The sequence below is a fragment of the Populibacterium corticicola genome (assembly GCF_042683685.1).
GTDB lineage: Bacteria > Actinomycetota > Actinomycetes > Actinomycetales > Cellulomonadaceae > Timonella > Timonella corticicola.
On sequence record NZ_JBHUOP010000005.1, the window covers coordinates 38,148 to 56,975 of the forward strand.

General features: G+C 58.7%; 19 protein-coding genes. 11 read left to right on the plus strand and 8 right to left on the minus strand.

Features of this window, described 5'->3' with window-relative positions:
- Window positions 1-29 precede the first annotated feature (29 nt).
- The 3 genes from ACFSYH_RS12030 to ACFSYH_RS12040 all read right to left on the minus strand — a co-directional run bounded on the left by ACFSYH_RS12030 (window position 30) and on the right by ACFSYH_RS12040 (window position 3,651).
- Entirely contained in the window at window positions 30-1,250 is a 1,221-nt protein-coding gene (locus ACFSYH_RS12030; protein ID WP_377467227.1) for a signal peptidase I, read from the minus strand.
- Window positions 1,251-2,330: 1,080 nt separating this feature from the next.
- On the minus strand, window positions 2,331-2,891 hold the full coding sequence (locus ACFSYH_RS12035; protein ID WP_377467228.1) for an alternate-type signal peptide domain-containing protein: 561 nt from the start codon (window positions 2,889-2,891) through the stop codon (window positions 2,331-2,333).
- Window positions 2,892-3,228: 337 nt separating this feature from the next.
- On the minus strand, window positions 3,229-3,651 hold the full coding sequence (locus tag ACFSYH_RS12040; RefSeq protein ID WP_377467229.1) for a DUF5997 family protein: 423 nt from the start codon (window positions 3,649-3,651) through the stop codon (window positions 3,229-3,231).
- A 35-nt stretch (window positions 3,652-3,686) separates the two neighbouring features.
- Between ACFSYH_RS12040 and ACFSYH_RS12045 the strand changes: the two genes are divergently transcribed.
- Entirely contained in the window at window positions 3,687-4,574 is an 888-nt protein-coding gene (locus tag ACFSYH_RS12045) for a LysR family transcriptional regulator substrate-binding protein (RefSeq protein ID WP_377467230.1), read from the plus strand.
- 22 nt (window positions 4,575-4,596) lie between these two features.
- On the opposite strand, the gene msrA is transcribed toward ACFSYH_RS12045, so the two are convergent.
- Entirely contained in the window at window positions 4,597-5,268 is a 672-nt protein-coding gene (gene msrA / locus ACFSYH_RS12050; RefSeq protein WP_377467231.1) for a peptide-methionine (S)-S-oxide reductase MsrA, read from the minus strand.
- Between the two features lie 121 nt (window positions 5,269-5,389).
- On the opposite strand from msrA, the gene ACFSYH_RS12055 reads away from it, so the two are divergent.
- Both ACFSYH_RS12055 and ilvA read left to right on the plus strand, forming a co-directional pair.
- Window positions 5,390-6,871: an AI-2E family transporter gene (locus ACFSYH_RS12055; protein ID WP_377467232.1), complete on the plus strand. Its 1,482-nt coding sequence runs from the start codon at window positions 5,390-5,392 to the stop codon at window positions 6,869-6,871.
- Window positions 6,872-6,903: 32 nt separating this feature from the next.
- Window positions 6,904-8,127, plus strand: a complete 1,224-nt coding sequence (gene ilvA / locus ACFSYH_RS12060; protein WP_377467233.1) for a threonine ammonia-lyase — start codon at window positions 6,904-6,906, stop codon at window positions 8,125-8,127.
- Between the two features lie 112 nt (window positions 8,128-8,239).
- Here the strand turns inward: ilvA and ACFSYH_RS12065 are convergent, their stop codons facing one another.
- Window positions 8,240-8,782 (minus strand): YceI family protein, encoded by a 543-nt coding sequence (locus tag ACFSYH_RS12065; protein ID WP_377467234.1) that lies wholly within the window; start codon window positions 8,780-8,782, stop codon window positions 8,240-8,242.
- A 185-nt stretch (window positions 8,783-8,967) separates the two neighbouring features.
- On the opposite strand from ACFSYH_RS12065, the gene ACFSYH_RS12070 reads away from it, so the two are divergent.
- From ACFSYH_RS12070 to ACFSYH_RS12100, 7 genes are all read left to right on the plus strand, one after another.
- Window positions 8,968-9,612, plus strand: a complete 645-nt coding sequence (locus tag ACFSYH_RS12070; protein ID WP_377467235.1) for a histidine phosphatase family protein — start codon at window positions 8,968-8,970, stop codon at window positions 9,610-9,612.
- Window positions 9,613-9,655: 43 nt separating this feature from the next.
- On the plus strand, window positions 9,656-10,273 hold the full coding sequence (locus ACFSYH_RS12075; RefSeq protein ID WP_377467236.1) for a TlpA family protein disulfide reductase: 618 nt from the start codon (window positions 9,656-9,658) through the stop codon (window positions 10,271-10,273).
- Entirely contained in the window at window positions 10,270-11,142 is an 873-nt protein-coding gene (locus ACFSYH_RS12080) for a cytochrome c biogenesis CcdA family protein (protein ID WP_377467237.1), read from the plus strand. Before ACFSYH_RS12075 ends, ACFSYH_RS12080 begins: the two co-directional genes overlap by 4 nt.
- Window positions 11,143-12,945, plus strand: a complete 1,803-nt coding sequence (gene resB, locus ACFSYH_RS12085; RefSeq protein WP_377467238.1) for a cytochrome c biogenesis protein ResB — start codon at window positions 11,143-11,145, stop codon at window positions 12,943-12,945.
- Between the two features lie 96 nt (window positions 12,946-13,041).
- Window positions 13,042-14,040: a c-type cytochrome biogenesis protein CcsB gene (ccsB, locus tag ACFSYH_RS12090; RefSeq protein WP_377467239.1), complete on the plus strand. Its 999-nt coding sequence runs from the start codon at window positions 13,042-13,044 to the stop codon at window positions 14,038-14,040.
- 378 nt (window positions 14,041-14,418) lie between these two features.
- On the plus strand, window positions 14,419-14,973 hold the full coding sequence (locus ACFSYH_RS12095; RefSeq protein ID WP_377467240.1) for a hypothetical protein: 555 nt from the start codon (window positions 14,419-14,421) through the stop codon (window positions 14,971-14,973).
- A 141-nt stretch (window positions 14,974-15,114) separates the two neighbouring features.
- A complete protein-coding gene (locus ACFSYH_RS12100) occupies window positions 15,115-15,681 on the plus strand; it encodes a hypothetical protein (protein WP_377467241.1) in 567 nt (188 codons plus the stop codon).
- Between the two features lie 101 nt (window positions 15,682-15,782).
- Here the strand turns inward: ACFSYH_RS12100 and ACFSYH_RS12105 are convergent, their stop codons facing one another.
- Entirely contained in the window at window positions 15,783-16,184 is a 402-nt protein-coding gene (locus tag ACFSYH_RS12105; RefSeq protein ID WP_377467242.1) for a PLD nuclease N-terminal domain-containing protein, read from the minus strand.
- 30 nt (window positions 16,185-16,214) lie between these two features.
- Between ACFSYH_RS12105 and ACFSYH_RS12110 the strand changes: the two genes are divergently transcribed.
- Window positions 16,215-16,466 carry a DUF4229 domain-containing protein gene (locus ACFSYH_RS12110; RefSeq protein ID WP_377467243.1) on the plus strand — a complete coding sequence of 84 codons (252 nt, stop codon included), beginning with the start codon at window positions 16,215-16,217 and terminating at the stop codon, window positions 16,464-16,466.
- A 178-nt stretch (window positions 16,467-16,644) separates the two neighbouring features.
- Here the strand turns inward: ACFSYH_RS12110 and ACFSYH_RS12115 are convergent, their stop codons facing one another.
- A complete protein-coding gene (locus ACFSYH_RS12115; RefSeq protein WP_377467244.1) occupies window positions 16,645-17,514 on the minus strand; it encodes a 1,4-dihydroxy-2-naphthoate polyprenyltransferase in 870 nt (289 codons plus the stop codon).
- A 3-nt stretch (window positions 17,515-17,517) separates the two neighbouring features.
- Window positions 17,518-18,735, minus strand: coding sequence for an AMP-binding protein (locus ACFSYH_RS12120; RefSeq protein ID WP_377467245.1), 1,218 nt, complete (start codon window positions 18,733-18,735; stop codon window positions 17,518-17,520).
- Between the last annotated feature and the right edge of the window lie 93 nt (window positions 18,736-18,828).

Sequence of the window (18,828 nt, forward strand, 5' to 3'; positions counted from 1 at the left end):
GACCCACCCTACCTGCATTCTGGATACGTTTACGCCTCGGTGCGTGTTTTGCGGCCACGGCCCCGTAGAAACATTCCGAGCCCTAGGAGAATTGGGACTAAAACCGCTGCAAGATATGGCTCAGAAAGCCCTGTCACTGCTACGTGGCTGGGCCCGGCTGGGGGGTAATTTACAACTGTCGGAAGGTGCGTCGTTACAGCTGTGATCTCTACCATCAGGGGAATGCCCTTTGTGGATCGAGCGTGCGATGCGGACTGATCATTTAGTTCGATAGTGAGAATAAATCTGTGCTGCTGCAACGCTTCTATGGTGATGACGTTGCTGTTTGTGTGGTTTTCCAACTCTAGGGTTGAAGAGTGGACGGCCGTTTTTAGGCGCAGATTTGGGTGAGTAGTTTCAATTGGCGACGAGTCAGCGAGTTGCGCTGTAGCACTGAGTTCCAGATACACAGGCTTGTCGACGAGGTTGCGAGCGGTGAGGTTTAACCGAACTGGATGATTTGGTACGAGAAGAAGTCTGTGTCCAGTAGGTTGAATATTCCCTGATCTCATCCAGTTTTGCTCATCGAGTGATAACGCTATGGGCTCTACGGGTGGGGTAGTAGCGTGAGCTGGGCCGCCAGATGCGTTCAGCGTTAGCGGCACAACGAAAACCAAGGCCACAAGAGCGTGGGAGGACAGTGTGTTGTGTGTGCGCTTTGCAGCGAGGGTAAGTATCCCGTAGGTGATGAGTCCGAATGCGGTAACGAGCAGCAAGAGTGAACGGACGCGCGCGGTCCCAAGGTTAGTGAGGTAACCAATTTTGGGTACGACGTACATGACTTTTCCGTGTATTTGTTCTGCCCGTACGGGGAGAGAATCTGTGACGTTGTTAGCGTCACCACGGGTTGTAAGAGTTTTTGTGCCCGCTGCTGTCCAAGTGAATGCCGTTACACGGTGGGTGACCGTTGTTGGTTGCCCGGACTCAAGCTGATAAACCACGATGTCACCAACTTTGATGTCTTCGAAGTTAACAGATTGGGTGGCTACGAGGTCGCCAGGATGTATGGCGGGTGCCATGCTTCCAGTGAGTACGGTGTAGGTTGCCCCTCCGCGGACGCGAGGTAGCACTATGAGCACAAATATCAGGAGCCCGAAGAAGCCGACAAGCGTCAACTTTAGGATGCGGCTTAGTAACTGGCTGGGTAACGGCTGCAGTCGTCGAGTGTATGCGTGCCTGCGGGTTGCCGGTGGCTCATTTTGGGCGGTCATGGCACTGGCTCGTGACAGGCTAGACCTGTGAGTGCCAACGGTATTAGGGTGATATTCGGACTTGCGCGGTATCCGGTTGATCGTGGTGAGTTCCAATTGTCTCCTGCTCGGGCCTCAACTGTGAAGATCAGGCTGTTAGGGGACAGTAGGTTACCGATAATACTGAGGAGTCCGGGGACTAACCCGGTAGCTACCACGAACTCTGTGGTTGTGGTATCCCCGATTTTTATTGCAGTGGACGCTGCGCTTGATGTCCCATGCATGTAGATCCAATAGGAGGTTGCGCTTGGGACGGCGCTCCAAGACAACTTGATGCTTCCAGCAATAAGTTGATAGTTGTTAACGCAGTTGAGGTTGGTTGGAGTGGCGAGGGTTCCAGTTGCGAGTGCCGGCCTGAGTGTTGTGCCATGGTGCCAGAGTGCGCTTGCGCTCGGTGTAGAACTGGTAAGTCCTAGGCTGAGACACAGTGTAAATCCCAGAATAAGGGATGTTGTACGTAGGTGTACTTTGTTCCAGGACGCGGATTTCATGGTCTCACCTGCTCTGCGATAATCGTTACTTCGGGTTGCAGGTTAGCATTTTGCAGGCTTGTCGGTGCATTGCTGGATAATGTATACCGAATGCATACATTCTGGCTTTGTCCCGCAACAAGTGCGGTTCCTGGAACTGAGGATCCAAGTATTTCCGCACCTGTGCCACAAGACGAACCAAGCCAAGCTTTTGTTACAACATATGGTTGGAAAGAACCAGATATTGTGTTCGTCACGCGAAATTTCCAGCGTAGGTTCTCAGCGGTACTAGCTAGAGTCACAGTGAATACGGCCTCACGGCTTTGTGTTGGATAAAGATTTGTCCAAGAGGGTGCGTTTGAGTGCCAGTGTGCCGATACTTCGAATGTTCCAGTTGATATCGCGTTGAGCCCAGAAGTTGCTTGTGCTTCCCATCGTGCCAGTGTGGCGAGGCGGCCCACTTCCACGAATAGCACTGCACTAAGCGCCACGATTATGAGGCGCGGAATGGTGAGGTGCCGCTTCGTGGGCCCGCGGTTTGATGCAGTACGGGGCGGCATGGTTTATCAGGCTAAGGCGTTGGAACTTGAGTGAGGGTGAACTCAAGCTCATCAAGGTTGATGGTGACATCTGTGCTGTCTCGTTCTGACGTGGTGGCATCGAAGTCAATGGTCACAACTGCAGCGATGGATGTTTCTGGGTCCAGTGTTGCCGGGGTTACCGGGTAGACAGTTCCTGACGCGGTTAGCCCGGAGATTGTTGTGGTGACGGAGATGTCTTCGTTCCCTGAAGCAACAATTCCGCTGTCGGCGACTGAGAGCTCGGCGCTGAGGTTGTCGCCTACAAGAGTGATGTCGAGGGGCAGGGTGATTTCAACGGTGTCACCTGGTACGAGCTTAAGATTGTCCGCTTGGCTTTCGCTGATGGCAGTTCCGTTGAGTTCCCACGTTGCATCATCGACTACGAGGTTGAGATCACCCGTTTGAATGCTTTCGAGAGCTGCGGATTGTTCCACGCTCCAGTAGGCGAGTGTGCTGCCGCCACTTAGCAGCAACGCTGCCCCAGCGGCGATGGCGAGTATTGGAACCCCGCTTTTTTTGGGTCCGGTGGGGGTCTCTGCATGTTTTGACATTATCTTTCTCCTCGTGGGTGGGGGTGAATACGTACTGCGCACTTCACACAAAGTAATCCTTTACTAACGCAAGTTGCAAGCAATTGTGTGCAATTCACCCGAATTACTTTGTTCGTTAAGTAATTTTCATAAATGTTTATTTGTGAATGGTTTGAGTGTGAATTATTTACTGGAAAAATAAACCTGATACGTTAAATTCGATGTTGTGGACGATGTGAATGTCATTCAGAACAACATCCCATCAAGGGTGTTGGCCTGTCGAACCAACTCTGCAGACACGCAAAAAGGCTGGCTCGAACTACTGAGTTCGAGCCAGCCCCGCACTGTGCTTGAGCTGCTACTTGCCTTTGGGTGCGGTGCGGGCGCGACGCGCGTCGCGTTCCGCTTTGATGCGGGCTTCCTTCTCGATCCGCTCTTCTTCGGCCTTGACCTCAGCGGCGATCTGCCGTTCGATGACGAGCCACTTGGGTTCCTCGGTGCGGATCTCGTTGATTTCCTCGGTTGTGAGCGGCTCGGAGTAGCCGTTTCGGTTCAAGCCGGAAATCGAAATCCCAAGGCGCTTTGCAACGATGGTGCGTGGGTGCGGTCCGTTGCGGCGCAGGTCAACGAGCCACTGGGGTGGGTTGGCCTGGAGCTCGTTGAGCTCCTCGCGGGTGATGGTCGCCTCCTGAAATTCTTGGGGCGCTGCTGGCAAGTAAATACCAAGTTTCTTCGCAGCGGTTGCCGCCTTCATGTCCTGGGAGGTCCTACGAGTTGTCATACCTAAAGCGTACCGAATGCGGGTAGCCTTGAGTTGTGGAAAATGGCACCAATAACGGCAATCTTGACGAGACTCCCACCACTTTCCGGTTGGGTTACGTTCCCGGAGTCACTCCCGCCAAGTGGGTGAACCTGTGGAAGCAGCGCCGACCAGAAACACCTATCGAGTTGATTCAGCTTCCCGCACTTGATGGAGCGCAGTCCGTGCGCGAGGGCTTGACGGATATGAGCCTTGTACGACTGCCGATAAACCGCGAGGGCCTACACGCGATTGAGTTGTACCGCGAAACACCGGTTGTTGTGTTCCCGAAGGAGCACCACTTCGCTGCGGCGGATAACCTCACGCTCGTGGACATTGCCGACGAAGTACTTCAGTATCCCCTCGACTGTCCGTTGGACTGGCCCCACCTTCCGGGTATTCCCGCTGTCGAGCGGGTGGAGAACACCAAGATCGCGCTTGAGGTGGTTGCCGCAGGGGTCGGGGTGGTGATCGTGCCGCAGTCGCTGGCACGGTTGCATCACCGCAAAGACCTTGATTATCTCCCGATTGAGGGCGCACCATTCTCACCGGTCGCGCTTGTGTGGCCTGCGTACGACGAGAACCCTGAGGACGTGGAGGAGTTCATCGGGATTGTGCGTGGACGAAAAGCGAGCTCTTCGCGGGCGCAGCGTTCCAATCCGGACCAGCAGAAGATCGCTGATGAGGACGCCCAGGCTGCACAAAAGGCTGAGCGTGCCGCCCAGGTCGCAGAAAAGCAGAAGCGTCGCGCGGCTCAGGGCAAGGCAGGGTCACGCACTGGCGGAACGCGCGCTGGTGCGGGCCGCGGCGCAGCCAAAGGCGGAAGGAAACCCGCGGGAGGCAAGGGCGGAACGAAGGGCTCGTCGAAAAGCAGCAAGGGAACGGGCCGCAAGCCTAAGCGCTAACCCCGCCGCCCAATGCCCCTCGTCAGTCGCACGCAACTCCGGTCGAATGAACTGGGCAATAACCGTTCGGATTCTTGTACAGGTATTGCTGATGGTAGGCCTCCGCATAATAGAACGGGCCGGCAGCTTGCGGAGCCTCGCCATCAGCGCGCCGAATCTCGGTGGTAATCCGACCAAATCCCTTCGACTCGAGTGCCTGCTGGAACGACTCCAACGTCTCACGGGCTAGTCGCGATTGCTCAGGGGTCGTGAAGTAGAGCGCCGAACGATACTGCGTTCCCACGTCATTTCCCTGGCGGAACCCCTGCGTCGGGTCGTGTGACTCCCAGAACTTCCGCAGAATCTCGCGGTCGCTAATCTGGGCAGGATCGTAGGTGACCTTCACGATCTCGGTGTGGCCGGTCAACCCGGAGCACACCTCTTCATACGTGGGATTGGGCGTGTAGCCGCCCTGATACCCAACCGCAGTCGACACGACCCCGTCGGTACGCCAGAATTCCTTCTCCGCACCCCAGAAACATCCCAGTCCCAGATAAATCGTGCGCAGCGCAGGATCATCCTCAAGGCCTACGAGCGGCGCATCCAGCACCTCGTGCCGAGAGGGAACGGGAATCGACTCACCACGCCCAGACAGTGCTCGCTCAGGCGAAACCATCGTTGTTTTCAGCGATGAACCAAAAAGAGCCTCAAACACAAATACCCCCTCGGAATGACGCGAAAACGGTCGCGTCGGTGGAAAAATAGGCAACAGGTTACAACCAGTTGGCGCGAGAAAATGTTCCGGACTGCTTGTTCCACCATAACGAAAGGTAAGTATGTCTCAGACTCCCGGTGCCGAGAACACGAACGAACCCACGGTACGTGTAGCCTCGCCGGTACTCAAAGAAGCAGTATCCGCGAAAACCCGAGATGAAAAACCCTACGTCTCCCCGGTGCTTGTTGCCGCCGCGTCGTGGGGATGGCGGATCCTGGTGGTCGTGGCAGTCGCTGCCCTCACCATCTGGGGTGTTGGAGCGCTTAAAACCATCGTTATCCCGGTTGCGGTGGCACTGCTGCTCACTGTGCTCCTGCAACCGATGCACAGTTTCTTCGTGACGAAACTCAAGGTTCCTCGTGCACTCAGTGCAGTGACGTCAATCGTTGTGCTGATCGCGGCGCTTGCCGGGCTTTTGACTGCGGCTGGATCACAGATCGCGGCGGGTATCTCGCAACTGTCAACACAGGCGATGAAGGGTTTCAACGAACTACTCACCTGGGCGCAAGGAGCCCCACTCAACCTGGACCTTCACTCGGTCGAGAGTTACTGGAGCGAACTGACCCGGAATTTCCAGCAGTATGTGGGCACGGTTCTCGACGGGGCGTTGTCGGTGACCAGCACCGTTACGCACATCTTTGCGGGAACGCTCATCGCGTTCTTCTGCACTATCTTCTTTCTCATGGACGGACGACAGATCTGGACTTGGCTCGTAGGATTGCTGCCGCGGCACGTCCGAGAGCGCACACATCAAGCAGGCCGGCGCGGACTCGTCACCCTTTCGTCGTATGTGCGCACTCAAATCCTCGTCGCGTTTATTGATGCCGTTGGCATCGGCCTTGGCGCCGCAGTTCTAGGTTTGCCGCTCGTCGTGCCCATGGCCGCGCTGGTATTCCTTGGCTCGTTTATCCCGTTTGTCGGTGCGATTCTAACCGGCGCTGTGGCCGTACTCGTTGCGCTGGTTGCCAAGGGATGGATCTATGCGCTCATCATGCTCGGCATCGTGCTGTTTGTCCAGCAGATCGAAGGACACATACTCCAACCACTGCTCATGGGGCGCGCGGTCTCCGTACACCCAGTGGCCGTACTGCTCTCCGTGACTGCGGGAACCGTTCTCGCCGGGATTGTCGGTGCGCTGTTTGCCGTGCCGCTAGTCGCCACATTGAACACGATCATCCTGTACTACCGAGGACACGATAAGTTTCCTGAACTCGGATTTGACGACCACATCGCCATCAAGCCCTCTGGTAGTCCCGCCTACATGGTGGTCTCCGCAGCAAAGTACGTCTCCGATGGACGCTGGGACGAGGTGCCACAGAGCGAGGACAAAGGCACTGAAATCCTCGATAGAATTATGGCGCGTTTCCAGAGTAAACCCGATGGACCAGCTACGCACGCTAGTCCCTATGGCACCAACGGGCTCACGAATCCCTACGAAACGGGCGCTTCCGGGGCTGTGGACGCAAGCGCCACTTCTTCCAACTCGTCGTCAACTTCATCCACAGACCCCGCCGACCCCAACGGCGAACCACGCGGCCAGTAATTGTCCGCCCAGCACTCATCCAGGAAGTCTCCATGACGATCTCTCCGCACACCTCATCGGTCACGCTCGAATCCATTCAGGAAGCCGCCAAGCTTCTTGACAGGATCGCACGGGTGACACCGATCGAGTCATCGCGGGCGCTCGAAGCCTTCACCGGCACCAAAACCTACCTCAAGTGCGAGAATCTTCAACGCTCCGGATCGTTCAAAGTGCGTGGTGCCTACGTGCGCATGGCGCGCCTCAGTGACGAGGAAAAATCACGTGGCGTGATTGCTGCATCCGCAGGTAATCACGCGCAGGGGGTGGCGCTCGCGGCCGCGGCGCTCGGCATCCCAGCGGTCGTGTACATGCCAGCTGGTGCAGCATTGCCGAAAATCGCGGCAACCCGAGAATATGGGGCCGAAGTGCGCCTGTACGGCACGAATGTGGATGAAAGCCTCGCTGAGGCCCAAGCGGAGGCCGACCGCACGGGTGCAACGTTCATCCACCCGTTCAATCACCCCGACGTGATCGTGGGCCAGGCGACCGTGGCACTGGAGATCCTTGAGCAGGTGCCTGACGTGCGTACGGTTCTTGCACCTGTTGGAGGTGGCGGACTCGTGGCTGGACTCGTGGCTGCTTTCGCAGCCATCGCCCCGCAGGTGGAGGTCGTTGGTGTGCAGGCCACACGGGCTTCGGCGTACACGTACTCGCTCCAGGCTGGACATCCCGTCACCTTCCCCGCCCAATCAACCATGGCGGACGGAATCGCTGTGAGCACTCCCGGAGATGTGCCGTTCGACATCATTGCGCGTCACAACACCCGCATCGTGAACGTGTCGGAAGAGGACATCTCGCGGGCGCTTGTTTTCATGGCGGAGCGTGCGAAACTCGTGGTGGAACCGGCCGGTGTGACAGGGGTGGCGGCGTTGATCGCCAAGCCCGGCCAGTTCGACGGCCCCGTGGTGTCGCTGCTGTCCGGCGGAAACATCGACCCGAACATTTTGTTGCGTGTGGTGCGGCACGGCCTGGTGGCTGCCGGACGCTTCCTCGTGATGAAGGTGCGGCTGATTGACAGGCCGGGTGCGCTTGCACAGATGCTCTTTGATCTTGCGTCCCAGCAGGCGAACATCATGCATGTTGATCACGTGCGTACTGGTGTTGATCTCGCAATCGATGAGGTTGAGGTCACCATGCAGGTCGAGACCAAGGGACCCCAACACTGCCAAGAGTTGCTCGAGTTCATGCGTTCAAAGGGCTACAACCTGTCGTCTTGAGTTTAGGCAGGGTGACCGCGACATGAAAGAACCCTCGTCCACAGTACGTGGACGAGGGTTCTTTACTCTCAAGCCTCAAGTCATCGTATGCGATGACCGAAGGGAGGATTCATCACGCAGCGATTGCGGAGATCTCGAGGTCAACCTTGACCTTGTCGGAGACAAGGACGCCACCGGCTTCGAGGGCAGCGTTCCAGGTCAGACCGAACTCCTTGCGGGAGAACTCGATCTTGCCCTCGAATGCCGCGCGCTTGTTGCCGAATGGGTCAACGGCGGTTCCGGTGAATTCGACCTCAAGTTCAACGGACTTGGTGACGCCGTTGATGGTGAGGTCGCCGGTCACGGTGAACTCCTCAGGGGTTCCAGCAACCGAGGTGGATGCAAAGGTCCAGGTTGGGTTGGCCTCGACGTTGAAGAAGTCTGCCGACTGGAGGTGTCCGTCGCGGTCTGCGTTTCCGGTGTTCACGCCGCGTGCGTCGAGTTCAGCGGTGACGGAGGAGGACTCAAGGGAGTCACCGATGGTGATGACTGCCGAGGTCACTGGAACGGTTCCACGGACCTTGGAGATTCCTGCGTGGCGTACGGTGAACGCCGCGGTCGAGTGGGTTGGGTCTGCGTTGTAGGTGCCTGCTTCGAGACCTGCTGGGAGAGTCATGTTGGTTCCTTTGCTCAGGGGTGGCGCGCTCAATTGCTTGACGCTTCAAGTATTGCTCGTAACTAGCCTAAACCCTTCTGCGAGGTCGTGCAAGTGCTAGTTGAAGATTCAACTAAATTCGTGTGGTGGTCCCCATCACTCGGACCTGTGCCCCAACAACCGCGATTCTTTGACAGACTAGAGCCATGGCCCTTACTACTGTCCACCTTATGCGTCACGGCGAAGTCTTCAACCCAGACAAGATCCTGTACGGACGCCTCCCCGGATACCGACTCTCTGACCTCGGAAACGAGATGGCGCGCCGAGTTGCCGAACACCTTGTTGCGGAAAAGCGGGATATCGTCACCGTCATCGCCTCGCCGCTGCAGCGAGCACAGGAGACCGCAACGCCAAGTGCCAAGGCATTCAATCTTGAACTCGGTACGGATGAGCGCCTGATCGAGGCAGCCAACTACTTTGAGGGTAAGACCTTCGGCGTGGGTGACGGCTCGCTACGCCACCCGGAGCACTGGCCGCATCTCATCAACCCATTTCGTCCATCGTGGGGCGAACCATATAAGGAGCAGGTTGCCCGAGTGCACGCAGCCGTGGACTCGGCTCGCGAACTGGCACGGGGACACGAAGCGCTTCTGGTCAGCCACCAACTACCCATCTGGATCGCCCGCTCCGCCTACGAGGGCAAGCGACTGTGGCACGACCCACGTAAGCGTGAGTGCAACCTTGCATCCCTGACCTCTCTCACCTTCGACGAAGACACCCTTGTCGAGGTCAAGTACACTGAACCGGTTGCAGACCTATATCCGAACGCCTCCAAGGTGGCAGGAGCCTGACATTTTCAGGTTTTATCCAGTCGATTACGTCAAAGTTAGCGTTGTGAGTCGTTTGTCCTCGTCCCTTCCCCGTTCCCGTCGCGCCCTCGCAGCCCTGTGTGCTGCGGGCGCTGTGCTCGTGCTTGCCGCGTGCGGCCCACAGGACTCGGGAAACGGCGAGGTCGTGGTGGACCAGGGTTACCAGTCCGGTGACGGTTCGCTGCGCACGTGGGACGTGGACGAACGCGGTGAATCGGTTGTGCTGACCGGGACGGACTACGACGGCAACGCCGTGGATACGTCCGTCTTTGCTGGCGACGTTGTCGTGCTCAACACCTGGTATGCTGCCTGCCCGCCGTGCCGTGCTGAGGCGCAGGATCTTCTGGACGTGGCCACAGATCGAGCCGACGACGGTGTACACCTGATCGGCATCAACCGCACAGACGACGCGGGCGCAGCCCAGGCGTTCGAGCGTGAATTCGGGATCACCTGGCCGAGCATCGACGACCGCAACGGCAAGGCGATTGCGACCCTTGCTGGCGTTGTCCCCATCAAGGCGGTACCCACCACGGTCGTTCTGGATCAAGAGGGCCGGGTTGCCGCACGCGTACTGGGGCAGATTGAGAAGTCCACACTCAACGCTCTGATCGATGAAGTCCTCGCCGAAGGCGATGACTCGTGACTTCACTGCCTGTCCTCACGGCAGGGGCGCCGCTCGCCACCGGAATCGGTGACTCCTTTGCGCAGACGGCATTCTCCGGATCGATGGCGCTCGCAATTCCCGTTGCGTTGATCGCAGGTCTTGTGTCCTTTGCCTCTCCCTGTGTTGTTCCACTTGTCCCCGGGTATGTTGGCTTCCTTGGCGGTTTAGCCGGCTCGCAGGCTGGCACCCAGCGGGCGCCTTCCACACAGATTGCCGACGATTCGGCGGCTTCCGGACGCACCTCACGTGTGCGTCGGATCTGGTCTGCGGGGCGTGGCCGCATCTTTGTGGGGATGACCCTGTTTATTGCCGGGTTCACCTTCGTTTTCGTTGTGGCCGGTGTGGCGACAGGCGCGCTCGGTGTGGCACTCGCCCAGTGGAGCGACACGGTCACCCGGGTGTTGGGGGTGCTCGTCGCGGTCATGGGTCTTGCCTTCATGGGCGCTATTCCCGCGCTACGCAACGAGGCCAAACTGCACTATGTCCCCAACTCGGGACTGCTCGGCGCTCCGATCCTGGGCTTCGTGTTCGGGCTTGGCTGGACACCATGCCTTGGCCCCACGCTCGTGGCAATCAACTCGCTGGCACTGACGGAAGGCTCGGCCACGCGCGGAGCGATTCTCGCCGTTGCGTACTCGCTGGGGCTTGGGCTGCCCTTCCTCATCATCGCCGTCGGACTCGAACGCTCCAAGAAAGCGCTCGGGTTCATGCGCAAGCACCGCCTCACCATCATGCGGATCGGCGGTGGGATGCTCCTCATCCTCGGAATCGCGATGGCAGCAGGCTGGTGGACGGCACTGTCAAACAAGATGTCCATCTGGATCGGCTACACGAGCACGGTGGTGTAAATGACAACACGCAACAACGCTGGGTCTAGAGGCGACAACGAATCGGATCGACTCGTCGACAATCAGGAAACCACCGGTGCAACCTATCGGCCGGAAGGCATCGAGGATGCGTTCGTAACCGGCGGCGACCACGCTGTAGACGACACTGAGACAAAGCCGAAGCGGACCGCAGGCGGCCCGCAACTCGGATTCGTGGGGTGGATGCGTTTCCTGTGGCGGCAACTGACCTCGATGCGTGTGGCGCTCATGCTGCTCATGCTGCTGGCAGTTGCGGCGCTGCCGGGATCGCTGTTCCCGCAGCGTGCCCACGATCTTGCCGGGGTGAACCAGTACATCGCGGACAACCCGACCCTCGGACCCTTGCTGGACAAGTGGAGCTTCTTCAACGTATACGCCTCGCCGTGGTTCGCGGCCGTGTACCTGCTGCTGTTCATCTCGCTGATCGGCTGCATCCTGCCGCGCACCAAGGTGCACTACAAGGCCCTGCGTTCGGCGCCACCTAAGACTCCGCGCGTGTTCAACCGGTTCCCGGCTAAGGCCAATGTTGTTTTGGCACCTGAACAGACCGACTCGGGTGTGTCGACCGGTGAAGATGGGGGAGCAGCGCAGGCCGCGGCCCTCACCGCGCAACGCCACCTGCGCGGACGCCTGAGATTCCTGCCACGGTTCCGTACCTCCGTCACACAGGAAAAGGAAACCACCTGGACCGTCTCCGCCGAACGCGGCTACCTCAAGGAGACCGGTAACCTGCTGTTCCACCTCTCGCTTGTGGGTATCCTCGTCTCGTTTGGAACCGGACAACTCCTCGAATACCGCGGCCAGGCGATTCTGATCGAAGGACGTGGATTCGCCAACGCGCAGGTCGCCTACAACACGTTCGAGCACGGAGCCTGGTTCTCGGAAGACTCGATGGAACCCTGGATCATCACACTCGACAGCTTCGAATCCAAGTTCCGGGCCTCCGACTCCGCCGCCGAGGACTTCACCGCCCACATGAGCGTGGAAACGCCAGACGGTAAGTCCCGCCAAGAGACCATCAAGGTCAACTATCCGCTCGACCTTGGCGGGGCGAAGGTCTATCTGATGGGCAACGGGCACGCGCCAACCGTGACCGTACGCGACGCCGCAGGCGAAGTCGCATTCTCTGGGGCCGTGCCGTTCCTCTCAGAAGACGCTCAATACACCTCCAAGGGCGTCATCAAGGTTCCCGATGTCTCGACCGGCGAACAACTGGGATTCGTTGGCTATCTGCTGCCCACCGCGGACCTCACCGATGGAGGAATGCGGTCCATCTATCCCGAAGCGCTCAACCCCGTACTCGTGCTGGACCTCTACCGAGGCGACCTCGGTCTGGACGACGGTATCCCGCAAAACGTGTACCGGCTCGCCACCGAGAACATGACCAAGGTGACCGCCACGCAGGAGAATCCAGACCCCATCCTGCTCGCTCTGGGGCAGACCGTGGAGCTTCCGGATGGGTTGGGTACGATCGAGTTCTCGGACATCCCGCGCTTTGCCGCATTTGACCTGCGCTACGACCCGACCTTGATCTGGTTGCTCGTCTCTTCAGTTGCCGCGCTTATCGGAATTTCACTGTCCCTGTTTACCCCACGCCGCCGTGTCTGGGTCCGTGCAGTCGAACAGCCGGACGGAACCGTGCACGTGGCGCTCGCTGGTCTGGCCCGCGGAGACGACTCCGGATTGCAGGGAGAGGTTGACGGCGTGGCTCGGGTATTGGAGCCCGCTAAACCTCTATCCGAAGCGGAACGCGAAGCCCTAAGACTCGCGCGACGCGAACTGTAAGATTTTGTTCAGACACCACCTGGCCGGGGAACCGGTCGCCCGCATAGGCTGAACCTCCCTTGGGTTGGGGAAAACAGCCGCCCACAAAGGAATGACATGACAAACGTTGCAGAACTGAGCGACTACTTCGTGTGGGCCACCGTCACGGCCTATACGATCGCTATGGTGTGCTTTGCGTTCGACCTCGCGAAGGTGTCGGATGCTGTGGGCCTGCGCCGACGCGAAAAACTTGAAGCTGGGACTGCCGCTGCTCCTGCGACCGCAAGCGCCGTGAACGAGGCAGTCAGAGCGTCCAAAACTGGAGGAGTGGCTCTAGCCGGTGAAACCGACCCGCACATCACCTACGTTGGCCGTAGGAGCAAGGCACTCGGCATCGCAATGGCAACCACCTGGGTTGGCCTGTTCCTGCACTTCGCGGCAGTGATCACCCGCGGCATCGCGGCTGGCCGGGTTCCCTGGGCAAACATGTACGAATTCACCATCACCGGTACGCTCGCAGCGGTCGTGGTGTTCCTTGGCGTTCAACTGTTCAAGGAGATCCGTTACGTCGGTGTCTTCGTGACCTTCCTTGTCGTGACCTTCCTGATGGTCGCATTGCAGGCGTTCCACCTTCAGGCGGATGCCGTACAGCCCGCCTTGCAGCGATACTGGCTGGTCATCCACGTGGGCGTTGCAGTGGGGGCCACCGGTGTGCTGACCGTGGCCTTCGTGGTGTCTGTCCTGCAGTTGCTTCGAGGCGCCAAGAACGACGGCAAACTGAACTGGGGCTGGCTCGATGTGCTTCCCACGCCGGACAAACTTGAGGCCCTGTCCTTCCGCATCAACGCGTGGGGCTTCGTCATGTGGACCTTCACCATCATCGGCGGTGCGATCTGGGCTGACGAGGCGTGGGGTCGCGCGTGGGGATGGGACCCGAAGGAAACCTGGTCGTTCGTGATCTGGGTGGTCTACGCCGCCTACCTACATGCGCGGACAACCCGTGGCTGGGCCGGACGCCGTGCCGCCTGGTTCGTGGTCGTCGGATACATCTGTGTGCTCATGAACTTCACGGTTGTGAACTACGTGTTCAGCGGACTGCACTCCTACGCTGGGTAACTCTCGGGGTCAGTCAGTCAGCGGGCAGAGTCAATGCAAAAAGTTGCAGTGTGCATCTTGAACGGACGCACACTGCAGCTTTTTGCCATGCAGCCAAAGATTCGCCACAGCCTCAGGCGCTTTGCAACGCAATCACAGTGAAACAGCGTTCAACCTATGCGCTAGCGGTCTGTGGGTTTTCTTGTCGGGCTGTGCTTCTACCTCGCACAGATTGGCGACGAAACCCACAGACCGGCAACATCCCCAACGCGCCGGATAGACCTCTCTTGTGCTTCTCGAAATGGTGTGTTTGGATTCAGATGCCGACGTCAACGGTGACTTCGCGGCGAAACAAGGGTGTGAGGCGCAGGCCGCTACCCTCTTACTGAGGAAGTGCCAATGATCCGAATAGAGCCGAATCTGTGTGGGCCTCCACTCGCAACGCATTTTTGTCAGATTGTGAAGCATGCTGGCTTGCTGTTACTGGTGGTGGGGGCGGCCTCGGCTTGCTCGAGCCAAGGGGAAACAATCCTGGAAAACGCAGGATTTGAGGGCGTTTCATGTCTGGTTGCAGGTTCGGATGACAAACGATTGTTTGAAACGACACTGGTTATGGCCGTTGAATCCGTTGACATCGCAATTGAAGACGTCACCTTGGCCAACCCAGAGAACCTGCAGTTGGAGTCTTTCGGTGTGGTGGTTCACGGTGCGACTGCGCCATACGAAGGCCATGCAGTGGAAGAGCGGCCGGTCTTTCCTGATCTTCCTGTCGAAGTTCCGGCGGGTATGGCAGCGTCAATAGTAGCGACTGTCCAACTCACAGATCCTCTCGCTGAGGGTAAAGCCGATGGGGTCGAAATCACTCATCGTAAGGTTGGGGAGGAGACAGAACGCGTCTTCGAACCTATCCTAGGGGTGGAGTTGGTGCCCCACGGAAGTGTTTGCGAAGAGTGAGCAAAACTTTCGCGGACTGATCTTTACGTGATGCTTCCACCACACGCTCGGTGGGAGCATCACGTATCCGTGTGATCACTCATTCCTGGGCATCGAACAACCACCATCACGGAACGGTGCGCTCGGGAGTAGCCTAAATATATGTTTACGCGGATTAGCCAGGCAAACGAAACGTGGTTTCGCGCGATGGCGCAGGATTATGACCGCGACATTCCGCAAGGTTTTCCGCGGGTCGTTGTCATCCTGCATCCGGGAACGTACGTTGTTGACGACCCCGTTCTTCCGTTTCGAGCGCCCAACGCCAATGATGTCCCGCTCTCCGAAGAGCAAACCGAGGCCTTCGAACAGGTATTGCTGAAGGTTCTAGGGCCGAAAGAGCAGTGTTGTGTTGCGTTCTACGCTGGATACTTGAGACCTGAGGGCATCGCGCGCATAGATACCCCTGAAATGACGTGGGTATCTGGACGCTTGGCGTACCTTCTTCTCCAGGATGAACTGAACGAGTGTCTTTTTAGCGCGGTTGAGAAACACTGGGACCCGTTTCTCTTCCTCGAGGTCAGTTACCTGTGGGCGACAGACAGGTCATGGGTGATTGCATCGACCCCCGATACCGCATACACAGTCATAGGCTGCGACGGTGCGCTCGCAGAAGCACTCCTTCAAGAACCACAGTTGAAGGCCTTGGATTGGACTGGGCGAGGGCTGTAGAAACGAGTTCGCCCGCTAGCGGTCTGTGGGTTTTCTTGTCGGGCTGTGCTTCTACCTCGCACAGATTGGCGACGAAACCCACAGGTCGGCGGCATGCGCGACTAGCGCTTGGAGGAGTCCCCGTCGGATTCGTCCTCGGAGTCTTCATCCTTGGATGTGTCCTCTTCTGTGCGGGCCTTGCGCTCAGCTTCCTTGCGGCGCTGCTCGGCTGCGAGCTTCCACAGGAAATCGGGGTCATCGTCGGGCGCAGTTGGGCCGCCGTTCATTGGCTTGGCACGGCGAGAGTACTGTGCGGGTGGGATGTTTGACTGCGGTCTGACGTTGCGGGTCATGTTGGAGAACACGATCCAGATCAGCGGACCAACTATGGGGATGAACAGTGTGATGATGATCCACATGAACTTCGGTGTATTGTTCCGCCGCTGGTCAGTGGACGCGATCACATCGGAGACCGCGTACACTGCGAGCGCAAACACAAACAATCCGAGTAAGAATCTAGGCATCTTCTAAGGTTAACGGTCTAACCTTAAGATGTGACATTCCTGAAGTACTCAGTTTTGAGAATCGCGTTCATCTTGGTCTGTGCGTTCGGCTTGAAGTTGGCTGGCGCCCAGGGCGCACTGCTGTGGGTTCTTGCGATCCTGCTTGGCATGCTCCTGTCGTATCTGCTGCTTGGCAGGGAACGCGACGAACTGACCTCCCGGTTGGCTTCCCGTAAGGAACGCAAGGACTCGGCGCTTGAGCGTCTGGCGGCTGAGGACGCGGACTTCGAGGACAATCTCTAACCGATACGTGCGTCCCGCATGCGAACAGGACAACTCGTATGGTGATTTTCTGTGAATGGGGTCATTTTTTAATGGTGGTTGATCCCGGGGAACCACCATGTTGGTTCTGGTAACCGTTCGCTACCGTCCATTGGGGGACCCGCGAAACTCACGCATCAAGCGAAAGAACACATTCAGGCTAGAGGGCCAACCCCGCACCGAGGAGTACTCCGAAACCGAGTTCGTACATTCCTGTTCCGGCCAGCACGGGAACGAGAAGTTTCCCGCGAGCGCCAGCGAGCATTGGGAGTGAGAGCATGACGGCCGGAAAGAGCATGAGGAATGCGAACAACGCCCACGGGTTGAAGAATGTGCAGATGAGGGTGAGCGGGAAGGGCAGCCAGATCATGGCGAGGTAGAGGCGGCGGGCTCGGAAGTCTCCGACTCGTACGGCGAGAGTGCGTTTGCCGGACATCTGGTCCGTGGGGATGTCGCGGATGTTGTTGGCCATGAGGATGGCGCAGGCGATGAGGCCGATTGCGACGGCTCCCAGGAATGACGGCCAGGAGACCCGTCCGGCCTGAAGGTAGGTGGTTCCCATGGTGGCGACGAGTCCGAAGAATACGAATACGCCGACCTCTCCGAGCCCGGAGTAGCCGTAGGGTTTCTTGCCGCCGGTGTAGAACCATGCGGCGAACAGGCAGGCCACGCCTACTGCGATGAGCCACCAGTGTCCGGTGAGGATCACGAGTATGAGTCCAATGAGTGCGCCGATCCCGAGTGAGCCGAGTGCAGCAGCCTTGACGGCACCGGGCGAAGCAAGCCGTGCGGCGGTGAGCCGTACCGGACCCACGCGGTCCACGTCGGTTCCCTTGACCCCGTCAGAGTAGTCGTTCGCGTAATTCACGCCGATTTGCAGTGCGAGTGCGAGCAGCAGGCACAACAGCGCGGGAAGGAACGCGAAGCCGTCAATCTGTGCGGCGGCGCCGCTTCCCACCAGCACGGGTGCGGCGGCAGCGGGTAGGGTGCGCGGGCGCGCACCGGCAATCCATTCGCGGGCGGTGGCCATGGTTCACTTCCTAAGACTGCGTGCGGGTTGGTTGGCGGTCATCGCTTGCGCGATGCGTTCTACTTGGCGACGATCCGGTTTCCCCGAGTCTGTCAGTGGCAGTTGGTCCACGGTGAGAAAAGCACGTGGACCGTACCCCCTACCAAGCGTAGCGGTCAGTTCGCCTCTGATCTGGTCAAGCGGTGCGAGATCTGCGCCGCTTTGCGTCACCACGGCAACGACCTTGTGCCCCCAGTGGGGGTCGGGTACACCGACAACGCAGGCCTGGCCGATTCCGTATCGATCGGTGAGAGCGGATTCGATGCGGGACGGGACGATGTTGAGTCCGCCAGACAAGATGACGTCATCGGCGCGGCCAAGAATGGTCAGGGTTCCGCTTGCTGGGTCGAGGTGCCCGAGGTCGTTTGTGCGATGCCAACGTACGCCGGATTCATCGGTGATGAAGGCAGGGTCCTCGCGCAGGACATGGGCGGTGGTGCAGGGTAAGTTCGAGGAGGGAAAAGCCGGCAGGTTCTCAAGCTCGGTGTCCGAGATGTAGCCGTCAGCGAGCATCGGTCCACTCAGCCAGATCCGGTCGGCTGAATCAATGTGGACCTGGGCGATGTCGAGTGGGCTGCCGTTGTAGACGCAGCCGCCTGCGGTCTCGCTCATACCGTAGGTGGTGACGATGTTGATCCCAGCCACCCGCGCACGATCCAGTAGGGGAGCGGGAATAGCGGCCCCGCCCACAAGCACGGCCGCGTAACCCTGTAGCGCATTGAGAGCCTCATCCTGCACCGCACCCGAGGTACGAGAGTCACGCACAAAAGTTTCAGGTGAGATCAACCTGTGCAGCTGGGTCGGGACAAGCGAAACGTAACGGGTGGGGTGAACGAGCCGACTCGTCGCCAATAAGAAACCCGACGCAGAAAACGGAACCGAACGGTCCAACGTGACCGGGTGCGTGCCAGCCAAGACGGAACGTGCCAGCACGTTCACGCCTGCAATGTGATCCGTGGGTAGCGCGAGCAGCCACTGCCCAGGGCCATCCAGTGCGCGATCCGCAGAGGCAGCCGACGCCATCAGGGCGGAGGCCGACAACAACACGGCCTTGGGCGCGCCCGTGGACCCGGAGGTGTGGATGACCACATGCCCTGCACTCGCCAGAATCGACTTGACTGCCTCCAACGAATACGGTGTGGGCGTGGTCAGGCAATTGGCGGAAAACGGGGCGTCACTCACTCTGTAAGCCTACTGCGCGCAATAGGATTGATTGAAACTATGCTTTACCTCGTGCGCCAGAACGGCGCCGCGAAAGCCACACAAGGAGTTACC

Excerpts from the sequence above, each read along its gene's own strand:
- ACFSYH_RS12030 (WP_377467227.1), bottom strand. The coding sequence starts at position 1,250 with ATGACCGCCCAAAATGAGCCACCGGCAACCCGCAGGCACGCATACACT.
- ACFSYH_RS12035 (WP_377467228.1), bottom strand. The coding sequence starts at position 2,891 with ATGTCAAAACATGCAGAGACCCCCACCGGACCCAAAAAAAGCGGGGTT.
- ACFSYH_RS12040 (WP_377467229.1), bottom strand. The coding sequence starts at position 3,651 with ATGACAACTCGTAGGACCTCCCAGGACATGAAGGCGGCAACCGCTGCG.
- ACFSYH_RS12055 (WP_377467232.1), top strand. The coding sequence starts at position 5,390 with ATGTCTCAGACTCCCGGTGCCGAGAACACGAACGAACCCACGGTACGT.
- ilvA (WP_377467233.1), top strand. The coding sequence starts at position 6,904 with ATGACGATCTCTCCGCACACCTCATCGGTCACGCTCGAATCCATTCAG.
- ACFSYH_RS12065 (WP_377467234.1), bottom strand. The coding sequence starts at position 8,782 with ATGACTCTCCCAGCAGGTCTCGAAGCAGGCACCTACAACGCAGACCCA.
- ACFSYH_RS12070 (WP_377467235.1), top strand. The coding sequence starts at position 8,968 with ATGGCCCTTACTACTGTCCACCTTATGCGTCACGGCGAAGTCTTCAAC.
- resB (WP_377467238.1), top strand. The coding sequence starts at position 11,143 with ATGACAACACGCAACAACGCTGGGTCTAGAGGCGACAACGAATCGGAT.
- ccsB (WP_377467239.1), top strand. The coding sequence starts at position 13,042 with ATGACAAACGTTGCAGAACTGAGCGACTACTTCGTGTGGGCCACCGTC.
- ACFSYH_RS12095 (WP_377467240.1), top strand. The coding sequence starts at position 14,419 with ATGATCCGAATAGAGCCGAATCTGTGTGGGCCTCCACTCGCAACGCAT.
- ACFSYH_RS12100 (WP_377467241.1), top strand. The coding sequence starts at position 15,115 with ATGTTTACGCGGATTAGCCAGGCAAACGAAACGTGGTTTCGCGCGATG.
- ACFSYH_RS12105 (WP_377467242.1), bottom strand. The coding sequence starts at position 16,184 with ATGCCTAGATTCTTACTCGGATTGTTTGTGTTTGCGCTCGCAGTGTAC.
- ACFSYH_RS12115 (WP_377467244.1), bottom strand. The coding sequence starts at position 17,514 with ATGGCCACCGCCCGCGAATGGATTGCCGGTGCGCGCCCGCGCACCCTA.